General features: G+C 72.4%; 16 protein-coding genes. 12 read left to right on the forward strand and 4 right to left on the reverse strand.

From position 1 onward, the window contains the following. Position 1 precedes the first annotated feature (1 nt). Positions 2-553 carry an SACE_7040 family transcriptional regulator gene (locus ACXJKB_RS06050; protein ID WP_457186386.1) on the reverse strand — a complete coding sequence of 184 codons (552 nt, stop codon included), beginning with the start codon at positions 551-553 and terminating at the stop codon, positions 2-4. A gap of 361 nt (positions 554-914) precedes the next feature. Between ACXJKB_RS06050 and ACXJKB_RS06055 the strand changes: the two genes are divergently transcribed. The 8 genes from ACXJKB_RS06055 (at position 915) to ACXJKB_RS06090 (ending at position 10,986) form a co-directional block, all read left to right on the forward strand. Further along, positions 915-1,616, forward strand: coding sequence for a response regulator transcription factor (locus tag ACXJKB_RS06055; RefSeq protein ID WP_457186388.1), 702 nt, complete (start codon positions 915-917; stop codon positions 1,614-1,616). Between the two features lie 48 nt (positions 1,617-1,664). Continuing rightward, positions 1,665-2,837 carry a sensor histidine kinase gene (locus ACXJKB_RS06060; RefSeq protein ID WP_457186390.1) on the forward strand — a complete coding sequence of 391 codons (1,173 nt, stop codon included), beginning with the start codon at positions 1,665-1,667 and terminating at the stop codon, positions 2,835-2,837. Between the two features lie 43 nt (positions 2,838-2,880). Next, positions 2,881-4,470: a carboxyl transferase domain-containing protein gene (locus ACXJKB_RS06065; protein ID WP_457186392.1), complete on the forward strand. Its 1,590-nt coding sequence runs from the start codon at positions 2,881-2,883 to the stop codon at positions 4,468-4,470. A 121-nt stretch (positions 4,471-4,591) separates the two neighbouring features. Further along, complete coding sequence (locus tag ACXJKB_RS06070; protein WP_457186394.1) at positions 4,592-6,520, forward strand: ATP-binding protein; 1,929 nt, start codon at positions 4,592-4,594, stop codon at positions 6,518-6,520. Continuing rightward, a complete protein-coding gene (locus ACXJKB_RS06075) occupies positions 6,517-7,449 on the forward strand; it encodes a hydroxymethylglutaryl-CoA lyase (protein WP_457186396.1) in 933 nt (310 codons plus the stop codon). The genes ACXJKB_RS06070 and ACXJKB_RS06075 overlap by 4 nt, the downstream gene beginning before the upstream one ends. An 80-nt stretch (positions 7,450-7,529) precedes the next feature. Further along, positions 7,530-8,618 (forward strand): hypothetical protein, encoded by a 1,089-nt coding sequence (locus tag ACXJKB_RS06080; RefSeq protein WP_457186398.1) that lies wholly within the window; start codon positions 7,530-7,532, stop codon positions 8,616-8,618. Beyond that, complete coding sequence (locus tag ACXJKB_RS06085; protein ID WP_457186400.1) at positions 8,615-9,796, forward strand: hypothetical protein; 1,182 nt, start codon at positions 8,615-8,617, stop codon at positions 9,794-9,796. The genes ACXJKB_RS06080 and ACXJKB_RS06085 overlap by 4 nt, the downstream gene beginning before the upstream one ends. Beyond that, positions 9,793-10,986: a hypothetical protein gene (locus ACXJKB_RS06090; RefSeq protein WP_457186402.1), complete on the forward strand. Its 1,194-nt coding sequence runs from the start codon at positions 9,793-9,795 to the stop codon at positions 10,984-10,986. Before ACXJKB_RS06085 ends, ACXJKB_RS06090 begins: the two co-directional genes overlap by 4 nt. Positions 10,987-11,020: 34 nt before the next feature. On the opposite strand, the gene ACXJKB_RS06095 is transcribed toward ACXJKB_RS06090, so the two are convergent. Next, the gene (locus ACXJKB_RS06095; RefSeq protein WP_457186404.1) at positions 11,021-11,698 is read right to left on the reverse strand and encodes an EcsC family protein; all 678 of its coding nucleotides are present in this window, start codon (positions 11,696-11,698) and stop codon (positions 11,021-11,023) included. Positions 11,699-11,808: 110 nt separating this feature from the next. On the opposite strand from ACXJKB_RS06095, the gene aat reads away from it, so the two are divergent. The 3 genes from aat (at position 11,809) to ACXJKB_RS06110 (ending at position 13,531) form a co-directional block, all read left to right on the forward strand. Further along, positions 11,809-12,495 (forward strand): leucyl/phenylalanyl-tRNA--protein transferase, encoded by a 687-nt coding sequence (aat, locus tag ACXJKB_RS06100; RefSeq protein ID WP_457186406.1) that lies wholly within the window; start codon positions 11,809-11,811, stop codon positions 12,493-12,495. A 75-nt stretch (positions 12,496-12,570) separates the two neighbouring features. After that, on the forward strand, positions 12,571-13,059 hold the full coding sequence (locus tag ACXJKB_RS06105) for a hypothetical protein (protein WP_457186408.1): 489 nt from the start codon (positions 12,571-12,573) through the stop codon (positions 13,057-13,059). A 79-nt stretch (positions 13,060-13,138) separates the two neighbouring features. Beyond that, entirely contained in the window at positions 13,139-13,531 is a 393-nt protein-coding gene (locus ACXJKB_RS06110) for a ClpX C4-type zinc finger protein (protein WP_300053908.1), read from the forward strand. A gap of 105 nt (positions 13,532-13,636) precedes the next feature. Here the strand turns inward: ACXJKB_RS06110 and ACXJKB_RS06115 are convergent, their stop codons facing one another. Next, positions 13,637-14,518: an Fpg/Nei family DNA glycosylase gene (locus ACXJKB_RS06115; RefSeq protein WP_457186410.1), complete on the reverse strand. Its 882-nt coding sequence runs from the start codon at positions 14,516-14,518 to the stop codon at positions 13,637-13,639. A gap of 46 nt (positions 14,519-14,564) precedes the next feature. Here ACXJKB_RS06115 and ACXJKB_RS06120 point away from each other — a divergent pair, with 46 nt between their 5' ends. After that, positions 14,565-14,828 carry a hypothetical protein gene (locus ACXJKB_RS06120; RefSeq protein ID WP_457186412.1) on the forward strand — a complete coding sequence of 88 codons (264 nt, stop codon included), beginning with the start codon at positions 14,565-14,567 and terminating at the stop codon, positions 14,826-14,828. A gap of 15 nt (positions 14,829-14,843) precedes the next feature. Here the strand turns inward: ACXJKB_RS06120 and zwf are convergent, their stop codons facing one another. Beyond that, on the reverse strand, positions 14,844-16,349 hold the full coding sequence (gene zwf / locus ACXJKB_RS06125) for a glucose-6-phosphate dehydrogenase (RefSeq protein WP_457186414.1): 1,506 nt from the start codon (positions 16,347-16,349) through the stop codon (positions 14,844-14,846). Positions 16,350-16,411: the final 62 nt, after the last annotated feature.

Here is a 16,411-nt window from a genome sequence, read left to right on the forward strand (position 1 = left end):
CTCAGGAGAGCCCGAGGGCTCCGTGGGCCATGTCGCGCAGCACGTCGTGCATCTGCGGGTCGGGCAGCCGGCCGCTGTGCGGCGTGGAGTTGAGCAGGCCGAAGAGGACGTGGGCGCGGGTGCGCGAGGCCTCCGGGCTGAGGGTGGCGTCGTGGCGGCGGATCTGCGCGGCCCACTCGTCGACGTAGGCGCGCTGCAGGGCGCGGACCCGTTCGCGGGCCTCGTCGGGCAGGCTGCTCCAGTCACGGTCCTGGACCACGATCAGCGCCTGGTGCTCGAGGGCGAACTCGATGTGCCACTCGACGAGCGCCTCGAGCGCCTCGCGCGGGCCGTCGGCGGCCGCGACCCGCGAGCGTCCCTCGGCGAGGAGCGTCTCGCTGATGGTCACGAGCATCTCGGCGAGCATCGCGTCCTTGGACTGGAAGTGCTTGTAGAGCGCGGGGCCGGAGACGCCGCACGCCGCGCCGAGCTCGGCGACCGAGACACCGTGGAACCCCCGCGAGGCGAAGAGGTCGGCCGCGATGTCGAGGATCTGCTGGCGGCGGGGAGTCACGACGCCGAGGTTAGTGCCTGCTAACCCCCACGCAGCCCGTGGCCCGGGGAGCGGCATGAGGCGCTCTGGCGCCTCCGAGACTGCCAGCGGAATCATTCGTGCCTCCCCGTACGTCTGGTGCTGCAGTGGGCCGCACCCCGGCAGCGGCCCACTGATCCCCCGATCCGTGCACCCGACTTTCATCGTAGATCGTATGCGCTACACCCCTGGGAGTGAGTGGTGCCAGCACCACCATCCAGCAAAGGAACCGTCGTGACGGCGTGTCACGACGACGGATTCATGGGCCGAAGGTGTACGGCGCCACGCGTCGGGTGGTGCCAGCCCTACCGACGCCCGGCAAGGTCGTGGTTACAGTGCGCGCATGTCCCGCATCCGCGTCGTCCTCGCCGAGGACGGCGACCTGCTCCGGGCGGGCGTGATGGCGTTGCTCGACGGCGACGGCGACGACGACATCGAGGTCGTGGCGACGGCGACGAACCTGCCCGAGCTGCTCGCCGCGGTCGAGGAGCACCGTCCCGACGTGGTGCTGACCGACATCCGGATGCCTCCCGACTTCACCGACGAGGGCATCCGGGCGGCCGGTGAGCTGCGGCGCACCCACCCGGGGATCGGGGTGGTGGCGCTCACGCAGTACACCGACGTCGAGTACGCCCTGGACCTGGTGCGCGAGGGCAGCGACGGCCGCGGCTACCTGCTCAAGGAGCGGGTGGCCGACGTCGACGAGCTCGTGGCCGCCCTGCGCACGGTGGCCGCCGGGGGCTCGGTCATCGACCAGATCGTGGTCGACGCGCTCGTCGCGACCGGCACCCGCCGCCACGACTCGGTGCTCGACCGGCTGACCCCGCGCGAGCTCGAGGTGCTGGGCATGGTCGCGCGCGGGATGACCAACGCCGCCATCGCGGGCGAGCTCGTCGTCACCGACCGCGCCGTCGAGAAGCACATCAACTCGATCCTGACCAAGCTCGACCTGCCCTCCGACGCACCGGTGCACCGCCGGGTCGCGGCCACGCTGGTCTTCCTCAGCGAGGCTGGTGTCGGTGGCGGCGTCTCGCCCCTCCGATGACGGGCCGACGAGGCGGGGGCGGATGGACGAGTCGATGAGCTCCACCCGGTGAGGGGGATCCTGGCGGGCTGGGACGCCCTGGATCCCGCGCTGCGCTGGCTGATGCGGATCAACCTGATCGCGCTGACCACCGCCACGCTGCTGCTCGCATCGGCGTACGTCCTCGGCTTCCGGCACACCTCGGTGGAGGTCGACCTCGGCGTGATGGCCGTGTCGATCGTGCTGATGCTCGTCACCCCGCCGCTGTGCCGGCGCTACGGCGCGCCGGCGGCGATCGTGGGACTCACGCTGTCCGCCCTCCTCTTCGCCGTCGGGGGCACGTGGGCCACGCCCAACCTCAGCCCGCTGACCGCGCTGCTGACGATGGTGCCGCTGCTGGTGGGCTTCGCCTACCTGGGGCGGCGGTGGATCCAGGTGCTCAGTGTCGTCGCGGTGGCCGGCAGCGCGGGCGTGGCCGCCCTCGCCGAGTGGCGTCGTACGGAGGCGGTCGACGAGGAGTGGTGGGTGAACGCCGTGGTGATCGCCGCGTCCCTGCCTGCCGGCGTGCTGGTCGTGGTGTTCCTGGTGCGCAGCGCCTACGCCCGCCTCCAGGGCCAGTCGGCCGAGCTCGTCGAGTCGCGGCGCCGGGTCGTCGAGGTGGCCGACGCCGCCCGGCGCAGCCTGGAGCGCGACCTGCACGACGGCGCCCAGCAGCGGCTGCTGGCCTCGAGCGTGACCATCGAGCGGGCCCGCAAGGAGCTGAAGGCCGGGCGGCACGAGTCGGCGGCCGACCTGCTCGACCAGCTGGCCGCCGACAACCGGGAGATCGTCACCGAGCTGCGCGAGCTGGCCCGCGGCATCTACCCGCCGCTGCTCACCGAGCGCGGTCTGGTCGCCGCCCTGCAGTCGACGGCACGACGCTCGGCGGTGCCGGTGACGCTGGACGTCGCCGACGTCGAGCGGACGGACCCGCAGGTCGAGGCCGCGGCGTACTTCTGCATCCTCGAGGCGCTGACCAACGCCGCCAAGCACTCCGGGGCCACCGAGGTGCACGTGACCCTGCGCGGTCGCCCGCACCTGTCGTTCACTGTCAGTGACGACGGCCGCGGGTTCGACCGCGACGCGGTGGACGCTGGGGGACTCCTGGGGATGGAGGCGCGGGTCGCCGCGGCCGGCGGCCGGCTCACCCTCGACACCAGCCCGGGACGCGGGACGGTCCTGCGCGGGGAGTTCGCGCCGTAGTCGTCGATGGACACCGCAGGTTAACGATCGCTAACCTGACGGGGTGTCCGAGCACCAGACCCCGACGGCAGGGGCGACCCCCACCATGCGCGACCTCGTCGACGACCTGCGTTCCCGGCTGGCCCGGGTCCGCCAGGGCGGGTCGGAGAGCGCGCGGAAGAAGCACACCGACCGCGGCAAGCTGCTGGTCCGCGACCGCGTGGACAGGCTGCTCGACCCGGGGAGCCCGTTCCTCGAGCTCGCGCCGCTGGCGGCGTACGGCATGTACGGCAGCGGGTCCGCCGACGGGGACGACTACGCGGTCCCGTCCGCCGGCGTCGTGGCCGGCATCGGGCGCGTGTCGGGTCGTGAGTGCGTGATCGTGGCCAACGACGCGACGGTCAAGGGCGGCACCTACTACCCGATGACGGTCAAGAAGCACCTGCGCGCGCAGACCATCGCTGCGGAGAACCACCTGCCGTGCCTCTACCTCGTGGACTCCGGCGGCGCGTTCCTGCCGCTGCAGGACGAGGTGTTCCCCGACCGCGAGCACTTCGGCCGGATCTTCTTCAACCAGGCCAACCTGTCCGCGGCCGGGATCCCGCAGATCGCGAGCGTGATGGGCTCGTGCACGGCCGGCGGCGCCTACGTGCCGGCGATGTCCGACGAGACGGTCATCGTGCGCAACCAGGGCACGATCTTCCTCGGCGGCCCGCCGCTGGTGAAGGCCGCGACCGGTGAGGTCGTCACGGCCGAGGACCTCGGCGGCGGTGACGTGCACGCCCGCACCTCGGGGGTGGTCGACCACCTCGCCGAGGACGACGCGCATGCGCTGGCGATCGTCCGCTCGATCGTCGACACCCTGCCTGCCGCGACCCCGGCCCGGGCGCCGCGCGCGGAGGTCGAGGAGCCGCACGAGCCGGCGGAGTCGCTCTACGACGTGGTGCCCACCGACACCCGCACGCCGTACGACGTGCGCGAGGTGATCCGCCGCCTCGTCGACGGCAGCCGGTTCCACGAGTTCAAGAAGCTCTACGGCGACACGTTGGTGTGCGGGTTCGCGCGGATCGACGGTTACGAGGTCGGGATCGTCGCCAACAACGGCATCCTGTTCAGCGAGTCGGCGCTCAAGGGCGCCCACTTCATCGAGCTGTGCAACCAGCGCGGGATCCCGCTGGTGTTCCTGCAGAACATCACCGGCTTCATGGTTGGTCGCGAGTACGAGAACAAGGGCATCGCCCGCGACGGCGCCAAGCTCGTCACCGCGGTCGCGTGCAGTGTCGTGCCGAAGTTCACCGTCGTCATCGGCGGCTCCTTCGGGGCCGGCAACTACGGCATGTGCGGGCGTGCCTACGACCCGCGCTTCCTGTGGATGTGGCCCAACGCGCGCATCTCCGTGATGGGTGGCGAGCAGGCCGCCTCGGTGCTCGCCACCGTCCGCACCGACCTCGAGGACGACGCCGCGGTCGAGGCGTTCAAGGCCCCGATCCGCGAGCAGTACGAGACCCAGGGCTCGCCCTACTACGCCAGCGCCCGGCTGTGGGACGACGGCGTCATCGACCCCGCCGACACCCGGCGGGTGCTGGGCATGGCCCTCGCTGCAACGTCGTACACCCCCATCCCCGAGCCGTCCTACGGCATCTTCCGGATGTGAGGCGCGCAGTGACGAGCGAGGAACGAGCGCGTCGCGTGGGCGCGACCAGGTTGAGCAAGCCCTGCGGCCGAGGCACGAGGTCGCAGCGGGCGCGTCGAAACCCCTTGATGGGAAAGAACTCATGAGAACGCTACTGATAGCCAATCGCGGCGAGATCGCCCTGCGGGTCATGCGCACGGCGCAGCGCCTGGGGTGGCGGACCGTCGCGATCCACACCGACCTCGACGCCGGTGCCCCGCACACCCGTGGGGCGGACCGGGTGGTGCGGGTGGAGTCCTACCTCGACGTCGCCGCCGTCGTCGCGGCCGCTCGCGAGTCGGGCGCGGGCTACGTGCACCCGGGCTACGGCTTCCTGTCCGAGCGGGCGCCGTTCGCGCGCGCGCTCGCCGAGGCGGGCATCACGCTGGTCGGGCCGTCGGGCGACGTGATGGACGCGATGGGGCGCAAGGACGCTGCCCGGGAGGTCGCGGTGGCGGCCGGGGTGCCGGTCGTGCCGTCGTACTCCCTCACCGGTTCCGACGCCGTCGACCCGGCCACCTTCTCCTACCCCGTGCTGGTCAAGGCTGCCGCCGGTGGCGGCGGCAAGGGGATGCGCGTCGTGCGGAGCGCGGGCGACTACGACGAGGCCTTCGCCGCGGCGCAGCGCGAGGCGCGGTCCTCGTTCGGCGACGACACGATCCTGGTCGAGAAGTACGTCGAGTCCGGCCGCCACATCGAGGTGCAGGTCATGGGCGACACCCACGGCACGGTGCTCCACTTCTTCGAGCGCGACTGCTCCACCCAGCGCCGTCACCAGAAGGTGCTGGAGGAGGCGCCCGCCCCGACGATCAGCGAGGAGCAGCGCGCGGCGATCACGTCGTCGGCCGTGGCGCTGGCCGAGCAGTGCGGCTACACCGGCGCCGGCACGGTCGAGTTCCTGCTCGACAACGCAACCGGGGAGTTCTTCTTCCTCGAGATGAACACCCGCCTCCAGGTCGAGCACCCGGTCACCGAGGAGGTCGTGCGGGTCCGCGACGAGCGGGTCGACCTCGTCGAGCTCCAGCTCCGCGTCGCGACCGGCGAGCCGCTCGGCATCGCTCAGGGAGACATCACGCTCGAGGGCCACGCGATCGAGGCCCGCGTCTACGCCGAGGACTCCTTCAACGGCTTCCTGCCCCAGGCCGGCCGCACGTCCATCGTGAGGTGGGCGTCCGGTGACGGCGTCCGTGTCGACCACGCCCTGGAGCCCGAGCAGGAGGTCAGCACCTCCTACGACCCGATGCTCGGCAAGGTCATCGCCTGGGCGGCGACCCGCGACGAGGCGATCGACGTCCTGGCCGGCGCCCTCGGTGAGACCGCCATCCTGGGCATCACCACCAACACGGGCTTCCTGCGCGCGCTGGTGTCGTCCGACGACTTCCGCGGGGCGACGATCGACACCGCCTGGCTGGACCGCAACGAGGTGCCGGCGCCCGACCCGGCCCTGTCGCGCGTGTTCGCCGCCTGGACCGAGGTGCTGCTCGACACCATGCCCGCCCCGGCGAGCAGCCCCGGCCCGTGGCGGGCCGACGGCTGGCGGATGGGAGCCGACCCGGCCCCGGACACGGTGGTCCTCGGCGACGACCTGGTGGTGGTCGACCGGCACCGCGGGCAGGTCACCCACGCCGGCGCCACGCACGACGTACGCCTGGTCTCCGCCGCCGACCACACCGTCCACCTCCTCGTCGACGGGCGTCCCGAGCACGCGGTGCTCAACGTCCAGCGCGGCGCCGTCGACGTCGTGCACCGCGGCCAGCGGTGGGCGTGGGAACGGCCCGACCCGTTCGGCGACCACGCGGTGGCAGCCGGCGACGGCACCCTGCTCGCGCCGATGCCCGGCACGGTGCTGGCGGTCAACGTCACCGAGGGCCAGGACGTGGCAGAGGGTGAGACGCTGGGGGTGATGGAGGCGATGAAGATGGAGCTCGCGCTCAAGGCGCCCTTCGCCGGCACGGTCACCACGGTCGGTGCGACCACCGGCGACCTCGTCAAGCTCGGCGCCGTGCTGTTCACGGTGGAGGAGTCCACATGAACGACCTGCCGATGACCGTCCGCGCGGACGGCCTTCCCGAGCGCGTGATGATCTACGAGGTGGGTCCCCGCGACGGCCTGCAGAACGAGCAGGCGATCGTCCCGGTGGCGGTCAAGGCCGAGTTCGTACGACGCCTCGTCGCGGCCGGCCTCCCGATCGTGGAGGCGACCAGCTTCGTGCACCCCCGCTGGGTGCCGCAGCTCGCCGACGCCGCCGAGCTGATGACCGAGCTCGGCGACGAGGGGCGCGACCTCCCGGTGCTCGTGCCCAACGAGCGTGGCCTCGACCGGGCCCTCGAGCTGGGCCTGCGGCACGTGGCGATCTTCGGCAGCGCGACGGAGACCTTCGCCGGCAAGAACCTCAACCGCACCTTCGACGAGCAGTTCACGATGTTCGAGCCGACCGTGGCGCGCGCCCGGGAGGCCGGTCTCGACGTGCGGGCCTACGTCTCGATGTGCTTCGGCGACCCCTGGGAGGGCGCCGTCCCGATCGAGCAGGTCGTCACCGCCGGGACCCGGCTGCTCGACCTCGGCGCGAGCCAGCTCAGCCTCGGCGACACGATCGGCGTCGCGACCGCGGGCCACGTCACGGCGCTCGTCGCGGCGTTCGCCGACGCGGGCGTCGGCACCGACCGGCTCGCCATGCACTTCCACGACACCTACGGGCAGGCGCTCGCCAACACCTTCTCGTCGCTGCAGGCAGGCATCACCACCTTCGACGCCAGCGCCGGCGGGCTCGGCGGCTGCCCCTACGCGAAGTCGGCCACCGGCAACCTCGCCACCGAGGACCTGGTGTGGATGCTGACCGGCCTCGGGATCGAGCACGGCGTCGACCTCGACGCCATGGTGGCGACCAGCACGTGGATGGCCGCGCAGCTCGGCCGCCCCAGCCCCAGCGCCGTCGTACGCGCCCTCGGGACCCCCGGCTAGTCCACCGCGATGCGGTCGTCCGGCGGGTCGCGAGCCATCCGTTTCCCGGTGGACCACCCGGCTCGGGCACAATCAGCGACATGAGCCGCGTCGTCCACCTGCACATCGGCGCCCCGAAGACCGGCACCACCTACATGCAGGACCGGCTGCGGCTCAACACCGCCGCGCTGGGCCGCCACGGGGTCACCGTCCCGGCGACGCGTTCGGGACGCTCGGACATGTTCCACTTCCGGGCCGCGCTCGACCTGCTCGACCAGGACTGGGGCGGCCGACCCGGGCACGCCAAGGGCGCCTGGGACGCGATGGTCCGACGCGTCGACCGCGCGCAGGACAACGTGGTGATCAGCCACGAGATCCTCGCCGGCGCCAAGCCCGACAAGATCGCCAAGGCGCTCAACGACCTCGCCGGCAACGAGGTGCACATCGTCTACTCCGCGCGCGACCTCGGCCGCCAGCTGCCCGCGGCGTGGCAGGAGTCGATCAAGCAAGGCCGCAAGTGGCCCTTCCGTCGCTTCCTCGACCGCTACGAGTCGGGCACGTCGTTCTTCTTCCGGCAGGCGTTCGACCTGCCCGCCGTCCTGGGCGCGTGGGGCGCCAAGCTCCCGCCCGAGCGGCTCCACGTGGTCACGGTGCCGCACGACCGGGGGCCCAACGGCGACGAGCTGTGGCTGCGTTTCTGCCGGGCGTTCCGGATCGACCCGGCGTGGGCGCCGCTCGACTCCGAGCGCGACAACCGGTCGCTGGGGATCGCGGAGACCTCGCTGCTGCGCAAGCTCAACCGGCGCCTCGAGCTGGGCGTGTGGCGTGACCCCGTGTACGACGCCCTCATCCGCGAGCTGCTCGCCCAGGAGGTGCTGGTCGCCCGCGACGCCGTGCCCGTCCGCCTCCCACCCCACCGCTTCGACTTCGCCGAGCAGGAGGGCGAGGTCTGGATCGACTGGATCAAGAGCAGCGGCATCGACGTGGTCGGTGACGTGGACGACCTCCGCCCGCGCCGCCCCGCCGAGGACGAGAAGTGGAAGGACCCGGACCGGGTGCGCGCCAAGCTCGAGCTCGGAGCCGCCCTCGACGCGTTGTCCGAGATGACGCAGGAGGCCGCCAGCCGGGCCTCGACCGACACGGTCGCCGGCCGGCTCCGCGGCACCGCCCGTCGGCTGCGGGACCGGTGACCGCCCCCTCGAGCGCCACCCGACCGGCGGCATCGGTGCACGGCTGGGTCGCCCACCTCCGTTCCGGGGGTACGACGCCGTGGCTGGAGTGGACCGACCCCGGTGCCGGCGACGAGCCGGCGGGTCGCGCGCTGCCCGGGGCCCAGCAGCTCGAGCTCCTGCGCCGCATCAACCTCGCCCGGCCGTCGAGTGCGCGGCCCCGCGGCGATGACGACCGCGAGCGCACTCGACTCGCGGACCGGGTGCTCGCCGCGCCCGCCGCCGGTCGTGGCAAGGCCGACCTCCCCCTGATCGGCGCCGGGACCACCGGTTTCGGCGCGCGGCCCGTCGACCCCTCCTCGGTCGACGCCCACGAGCTGCTCCGGGTCGCGAGCACGCTGCTCGCCGACGRCCTCGTCGCGCTCGGACCGGACCCGGTGCGCCGGGGGATGCCGCGGCCGTGGCGGCGACGCTTCCGGCTCGTCGGCGACCCGGTCGTCGCCACCGCCGCCCGCGAGCACCTGCTGGGCCGCGGTCGTCCCGAGGGCGGCCCGCGCCCCTTCGTCGTGGCGGTCGGCGGCCCGCTCGACGACCTGCTCGCCCACACCTGGACGCAGCGCTGCTTCGAGCACGGCAGCCGGCCGTGGGGCGACTGGCTGCGCTTCTGGCGCGAGCGCGACCAGCTGCCGGCCCGTGTGGACCTCGACGACTCCGTACGCCGCTGGGGCGGGCGTCGGCCGTTCGTCCGGATCGTCACCGACCTCGACCGGCTGCCCGAGCACCTCGGGGTCCGCCGGCTGCCGCCGGTGCAGGTGCCCGGCGCCGACCAGGCCGAGCTGGCCAGACGGATCTCGGCCGTCGTCGGCATCCGGGTCCCGGTCGCCGAGCGGCCCGCGCTGATGCGGACGCTGCAGACCCGGATGCCCGACAGCGGCGTCGCGCCCGTCGTCGTACCCGCAGCGGAGCACGAGTGGGTCGCGACGTCCGCGGCACGCATGGAGCGGCGACTGACCCGCGCTGGCTACCCTGTCGTCGGCGACCTCGCCGACCTCGCGCCGCGCGCCGCGGCGGACCGACCCGGCCCGTCCCGGCCGGCCGGGCAGGCGGGGGTGGACGGCCAGCAGGTGCTGGACCTGGCGATCCGGATGATCGTCGACCCGGGCTGGCGCACGGGCCGGGAGAGGAGGGCGGAGCAGTGAGCAGACGAGTGCTGCTGCACGTGGGCTGCCCGAAGACGGGCACGTCCTACCTCCAGGACGTCCTCTTCCGCAACCAGCCCGTGCTGCGCGAGCACGACATCCTCTACCCCGCCGACCGGTTCGACGCGCACTTCCTCGCCGCGCTCGACCTGATGACGCTGCCGTGGGGCGGCATCGAGACCGAGGCCGTAGGTGCCTGGGACCGGCTCGCCGCCGAGGTGCGGGACTGGCACGGCACCTCGATCGTGAGCCACGAGATCTTCGCCCGGGCCACGCCGACGCAGGTCGAGCGGGCACTCGCCTCCCTCGGCGACGCCGAGGTGCACCTCGTGCTGTCGGTGCGCGACCTGGTGCGCCAGATCCCCGCCGAGTGGCAGGAGAACGTCAAGCACCGCAGCCACATCACGTACGCCAAGTTCCTGCGCACCATCCGCGACCCGGCCCGCGACTCCCGCATCGGCTCGTGGTTCTGGGCGGTGCAGGAGATCCCCGACATCCTCGAGCGGTGGGGCTCCTCGCTGCCGCCCGAGCGCGTGCACCTGGTGACGCTGCCCCCGCCCGGCGCCGACCGCGGCGAGCTGTGGCGCCGGTTCTCCCGGACCTTCGGGCTCGACGGGCTGCCCCTCGACCTGACCGCCGAGCGCGAGAACCCGTCCCTCGGCGTCCCGGAGACCTCGCTCCTGCGCACCATCAACGAGCGGGTGACCTCGATCATCGCGCCCCCCGACTACCGACCCCTGGTCCGCGAGACGCTGGCCCACCAGACGCTGTCGCGCAGCGTGGCGTCCGCACGGCTCGGCCTCGCGCCCGAGGACCACGCCTGGGCACGCGAGCTGTCGGAGCGCTGGATCGAGGTGCTCGCCGCGCGGGGGTACGACGTCGCCGGCTCGCTCGACGACCTGCTCGGGCCCGACGCCGGCACCTTCGCCGACCCGGACTCCGCGACGGCGGACGAGCTGCTGCCGCCCGCCCTCGACGCGATCAGCGCGCTGCTCGTGGAGGCTGCGCGGCTGCGGGCGGTGGAGGATCGGCTGCACGGCGAGGTGCGCGAGGCTCGCGAGGAGCTCGACCGGGCGCGTGCGACCCCGGCCTACCGCGCCCGGCGCAAGGTGGTCACGACCCTCGAGAACAGCCCCGCCGGCAGGGGCTCGCTCGACGCCTACCGGCGACTGCGCGGGCACAAGGACTGACCCCGGGCCTCCCGGTGACGGGTCGAGGCCAGGACTACCGCCGACGCGGCAGCATCTCGCGGTCGGCGAAGCGACCGACGCGCCAGGTCGCGTAGCCGTCGGCACCCATGCCGACCACGCCGCCCACCACGGGGATCTTCCGGCCGAGGGTGGTCGCCAGCCGCTTGCCGGCGACCCGCGCGACGATGTCGGTCGCGACGACCGCAGAGATCACCCGGTCGATGGTCGGGTCGTGGACCGGGGCCGTGGCGATCGCCATCGGCGTGCTGGGCAGCTTGCGCTTCTTGACGAGCTCGTGCACCTGCTCCTCGCCCAGCAGGAGGGAGAGGATGGCGTTGCGGACGCGCGGGTCGGCGAGGTCGTGACCGCGGAGGTGGGCGATGCCGGCGACCATCCGGCACTGGATGATCGCGAGGCCGGTGACGTTGGCTGGGATCATCACCGCCATGGTGATCATGCCGCCGACGTTGGTGGCGAAGCCCTGCGCGCCGGCGATCCGGACGTTGTTCTCGATCACCTCGTGGATCGCCCGCTCGACGTTGCCGCGCTGCTCGTGCAGCTGCTTGTCGGCCGCCTGCGCGGCCGGGGCGAGCGGGCCCACGCCGTCGATCGCACGGTTGAGCGCCTCGCGCACGAACCCGCCGGTCAGGGTGGGTGCGATCTCGGTGATCCGCGGGGCGAGCTGTCGCTCGACGGTCTCCTTCAGGCCCATGCCACCGATCGTACGGGCGCCCGGGCGAGATCCCCCGCCCTTGGATCCGAGGAAGGTCGGACCGGAGACGGCGGTCCCGGGCGGTTGGGTTGTTCGCTAGCGTGCGAAGGGTGCCCATCGCCCCCGCTCCGACGCCCTGGGCCTTCCCGGCGTGCTCGACGTGGGACCCCGACGACGACCTCGTCGCGCTGGGCGCCGACCTGGAGCCGGGCACGCTGGTCACCGCCTACGGGCTGGGCCTGTTCCCGATGCCGGTGACCCTCGACGGCGAGGAGCACCTCGGCTGGTTCTCCCCCGTGGAGCGGGGCGTGCTGCCGCTCGACGGGCTGCGGGTGTCCCGGTCGCTGCGGCGTTCCGCGCGCGAGTTCGAGATCCGCATCGACACCGTCTTCGACGAGGTCGTCGGCGCGTGCGGCAGCCCGGACCGGGCCGACGGCTGGATCACGCCGGAGTTCCGGCACGCCTACGGCCGCCTGCACCGCCTCGGGTGGGCCCACTCCGTCGAGGCCTGGCGCGACGACCGGCTCGCGGGCGGGCTCTACGGCGTGAGCGTCGGCGGGCTCTTCGCTGGGGAGTCGATGTTCCACCGCGAGCGCGACGCCTCGAAGGTCGCGCTGCTGGCGCTCGTCGATCTCCTCAACGACCGGTACGCCGACCGGAGGCTGCTCGACGTGCAGTGGCAGACCCCCCACCTCGAGTCGCTGGGTGTCGTACGACGTCCGCGCGCGGACTACCTCGACTCGCTCAGGCGCAGCCTCGACGTGCCGCTGCCGGATCCCTTCCGAGTGGACGACTAGGGACGCCTCACGGGAGGGTAGGCGCGATCGCGACGTGGTCCCGACGGGGGACGCGTCCCACCAGAGGGGGATCCCATGACCATCCGTGCCCGCTTGACCCTGACCAGCGCCGTGCTGCTGGTCGGCACCGTCACCTCGGCCTGCGGAGGAGGCGGCGGCGCCCCGAGCGACGCGAGCAAGGACGGCTTCTGCGATGCGGCCAACAGCCTGATGTCCGACCTGATGCCCGAGGACCTGAGCACCGCCGAGCTGCCCAGCGACCAGGACATGGCCAAGGCGGTCAAGGACTGGGGGTCGCGGATGGAGGAGGTCGGCACGCCCGAGGACATCTCCGACGACGCGCGCAAGGGATTCGAGTCGGTCGTCGACCAGGCCAAGGAGATCGACGCCTCGGACTTCTCGATGGACAACCTCGAGGACCTCGAGAAGGGCGGCGCCGACGCGTCGGCGGAGGAGAAGAAGCAGGCCGAGGCCTTCGGCACCTACCTCACCGACACCTGTGGCAACCCGATGGACGACATGGAGATGCCGGAGCTGCCGGAGATCCCCGAGTCGACCAACTGACGGAGCGCCGCGCCTCCCCGGCGCGGCGCCAGTCGGCGACGTACGATGGCGGGCGGTGCTGCAGAGGGAGGACGCGCCAATGGCGATCACGCGCGAGGGCAGGATCTGCTCCTTCTGTGGCGAACCCGGAGGACCGGGCACCGAGCTGCGCCTGATCGGCGGCCTGGGCGCCCAGGTGTGCGAGCGGTGCGTCGACGACTTCCACGGCATCCTCCACGACGAGGCCACCTACGCGGCGGTCCGCGGGCCGTTCCCGTGGGAGCGGATGGACGACGCCGAGCTGCTGGCGACGCTGCCGCAGATCCTCGCGTCTGCGGAGCAGAACACCGCGTTCGCCCACGAGTGGGTCGACCTGCTCCGCAGCCGCAACATCTCGTGGGCGGAGATCGGGCGCGCGCTCGGGGTCTCGCGCCAGGCGGCGTGGGAGCGGTTCTCGCGCCGGTCGTCGGGCGACAAGGGCGCCACTGCGTGAAATCAGCCGCGTTGTCAGGGTAGGCTTGACGTACGAGGCGCTGGCCGGGCTGTCACGGGGGTGAGCCCAGCCGGCGCCTCCGTCGTGTCCGGCTCGGGTCGGCAGCTACTTCAGCAGCTTGGACATCCGCCGGTCGGCCAGCGGCTTCCCGCCCGTCTGGCACGTCGCGCAGTACTGCAGGCTGGAGTCCGCGAACGACACCTCGCGCACCACGTCGCCGCACACCGGGCACTTCTGGCCGGTGCGCCCGTGCACGGCGAGGTTGCTCTTCTTCTCGCCCTTCAGCTCGCTGGCGGCGAGCCCGCTCGAGCGCTGGACCGCGTCGCCCAGCGTCGTGCGCACGGCGTCGTACAGCGTCTGCAGGTCGGCCTCGTCGAGGCTGTTGGAGGGCTTGAACGGCGACATCCGCGCGGCGTGGAGGATCTCGTCTGAGTAGGCGTTGCCGATGCCGGCGACGATCGACTGCATCCGCAGCACGCCCTTGATCTGCTTGCGCCCCTCGCGCTCGAGGATCTGCTGGAGCACCTCGCGCGTGAAGTCGTCGGAGAGCGGGTCGGGGCCGAGCCGGGCGATGCCCTCGACCTCCTGCGGGTCGCGGACGACGTAGATCGCGAGGCCCTTGCGGGTGCCGGCCTCGGTGACGTCGAGGCCGGGTCGGGTCTCGAGGTCGGGGTCGTCGATGACGATGCGGGCGGCGAGGGGGTTCTTGGTGCTGGGCTTGGCCGGCAGCGCCGGCACCTCGTCCCGCCACCGGATCCAGCCGGCCCGGGCGAGGTGGATGACGAGGTGCACCCCGCTCGCGTCGATGTCCAGGAACTTGCCGTGCCGGGTGACGTTGTCGACGAGCGTCCCGTGGAGGGCGTGCAGCGGCGGGTCGAAGGTCTTGAGCGCGCTGAAGGCGGCCAGGTCGATGCGGCTGATCGCCCGACCCACCAGGCGACCGCGCAGGTCCTGGGCGAGGGCTTCGACCTCGGGCAGCTCGGGCACGGATCAGAGTCTAGGCAGGAACTTGTGGGGCGGGTCACAATAGGACATGGCCCGTCAGCACCTTCCTCGCACCGGAGCGGTCTTCCTCGACCCCCGCGGTGAGGACCGGTCGCTGCGCGTGACCTGGCACCACGACCAGCAGCTGGTGGTGCTGTCGCTGTGGCGCGACAACGTCTGCGCCGGCACCTTCCGGCTCGGTGCCGACGAGGTGCCCGACCTCATCGCACTGCTGCGGCGTGGGCTCGACGAGGCCTACGACGCCGCCCGCGAGCGCGTCGAGCGGCTCGACCGGCCGAGCGAAGCCGGCTAGGCAACAGGCCGGGCCTCACTTCTTCGCCCGCCACTCCCGCTCGAATGGCAGCCGCCAGGCGTGGGGCGCCACGAGCTGGTGGATGGCGTTGGGTCCCCACGTGCCGGGGGCGTACGGCTTCACCGGCGGCGGGTCGTCGAGCAGCGCCCGGGACCGGTCCCACAACGACTCGATGCCCTCGGCGGTCGTGAACAGCGTGTGGTCGCCGCGCATCGCGTCGAGGATGAGTCGCTCGTAGGCCTCCAGGACGTCGCCCCTGGCCTCGGTCTCCTCGGTGGAGAACTGCATCGACAGCTTCTGCAGGCGCATCCCCGGCCCGGGCCGCTTGCCGTAGAAGGACAGCGACACCTTCGACTCGTCCGCGAGGTCGAACGTGAGGTGGTCGGGACCGGCCGAGCCGACGCCGGAGTTCGGCGGGAACATCGAGCGCGGCGCCTCGCGGAACGCGACCGAGATGATCCTCTTGCCCTCGGCCATCTGCTTGCCGGTACGCAGGTAGAACGGCACGCCCGCCCAGCGCCAGTTGTCGAGGCGCGCCTCCAGCGCGATGAAGGTCTCGGTGTCGGAGTCGGGTGAGACGCCAGGGGATGAGGTGTAGCCGGTGAACTGGCCGCGCACCACGTGGCGGGGCTCGATGGGCAGGAGCGAGCGGAAGACCTTGTTCTTCTCCTCCGAGATCGCCCGCGGCTCGAGCGCGGTGGGTGGCTCCATGGCGACGAACGCGAGCACTTGGAACAGATGGGTGACGACCATGTCCTTGTAGGCACCGGTCGACTCGTAGAAGTTGGCGCGCTGGTCTAGCCCGAGCGTCTCGGGGATGTCGATCTGCACGTGGTCGATGAAGTTGCGGTTCCAGATCGGCTCGAAGAGCCCGTTGGCGAAGCGGAAGGCGAGGATGTTCTGCGCCGCCTCCTTGCCGAGGAAGTGGTCGATGCGGAAGACCTGCGACTCGTGGAAGGTCTCGTGCACCTTGGCGTTGAGGTCGATCGCGCTTCCGAGGTCGGTGCCGAACGGCTTCTCCATCACCACCCGCGAGCGGCTGACGAGGTCGGCGTCGCCGAGCATCTCGATGACAGGCAGCGCGGCCTTCGGCGGCACCGACAGGTAGTGCAGGCGGCGTACGCCCGCACCGAGCGCGTCCTCCGCGCGCGCGACCGCGGTGGCCAGCGCCTCGGGGCCGGCGGACTGCGGGACGTAGGACAGGTTGCCGTCGAAGGTGTCCCACTGCTCGGGGGTGAGCTCGTGGAGGCCGAACTGCTCGACCGCCTCGCAGGCGAAGGCCCGGAACGCGGCGTCGTCCATCTCCTCCAGCGAGGTGCCGACGATGCGGATGTCGGGGGCGAGGTCGGAGAGCACCAGGTGGGCCATGCCCGGGAGGAGCTTGCGCCGGGCGAGGTCACCCGTGGCACCGAACAGGACGATGACGTGCGGGTCCACCCGCTCCTGCGCGTAGCGGGAGGAGCTCCGCGGCTCGGCGGGGTAGGAGATCGTCTGGGCGGGCGGCAACGACGAGTCGGTCACGACTCCGATGTTTCCACCGTTGCGGTGACTCGCCGACTATCCGGCAATCTAGGATGCCGTCT

Source organism: Nocardioides sp. P5_E3 (assembly GCF_054049275.1).

What these genes read in the sequence shown, in the direction of transcription:
- ACXJKB_RS06080 (WP_457186398.1), top strand. Translation starts at nt 7,530, where the DNA reads ATGAGCCGCGTCGTCCACCTGCACATCGGCGCCCCGAAGACCGGCACC.
- ACXJKB_RS06105 (WP_457186408.1), top strand. Translation starts at nt 12,571, where the DNA reads ATGACCATCCGTGCCCGCTTGACCCTGACCAGCGCCGTGCTGCTGGTC.
- ACXJKB_RS06095 (WP_457186404.1), bottom strand. Translation starts at nt 11,698, where the DNA reads ATGGGCCTGAAGGAGACCGTCGAGCGACAGCTCGCCCCGCGGATCACC.
- ACXJKB_RS06120 (WP_457186412.1), top strand. Translation starts at nt 14,565, where the DNA reads ATGGCCCGTCAGCACCTTCCTCGCACCGGAGCGGTCTTCCTCGACCCC.
- ACXJKB_RS06075 (WP_457186396.1), top strand. Translation starts at nt 6,517, where the DNA reads ATGAACGACCTGCCGATGACCGTCCGCGCGGACGGCCTTCCCGAGCGC.
- ACXJKB_RS06070 (WP_457186394.1), top strand. Translation starts at nt 4,592, where the DNA reads ATGAGAACGCTACTGATAGCCAATCGCGGCGAGATCGCCCTGCGGGTC.
- ACXJKB_RS06055 (WP_457186388.1), top strand. Translation starts at nt 915, where the DNA reads ATGTCCCGCATCCGCGTCGTCCTCGCCGAGGACGGCGACCTGCTCCGG.
- ACXJKB_RS06110 (WP_300053908.1), top strand. Translation starts at nt 13,139, where the DNA reads ATGGCGATCACGCGCGAGGGCAGGATCTGCTCCTTCTGTGGCGAACCC.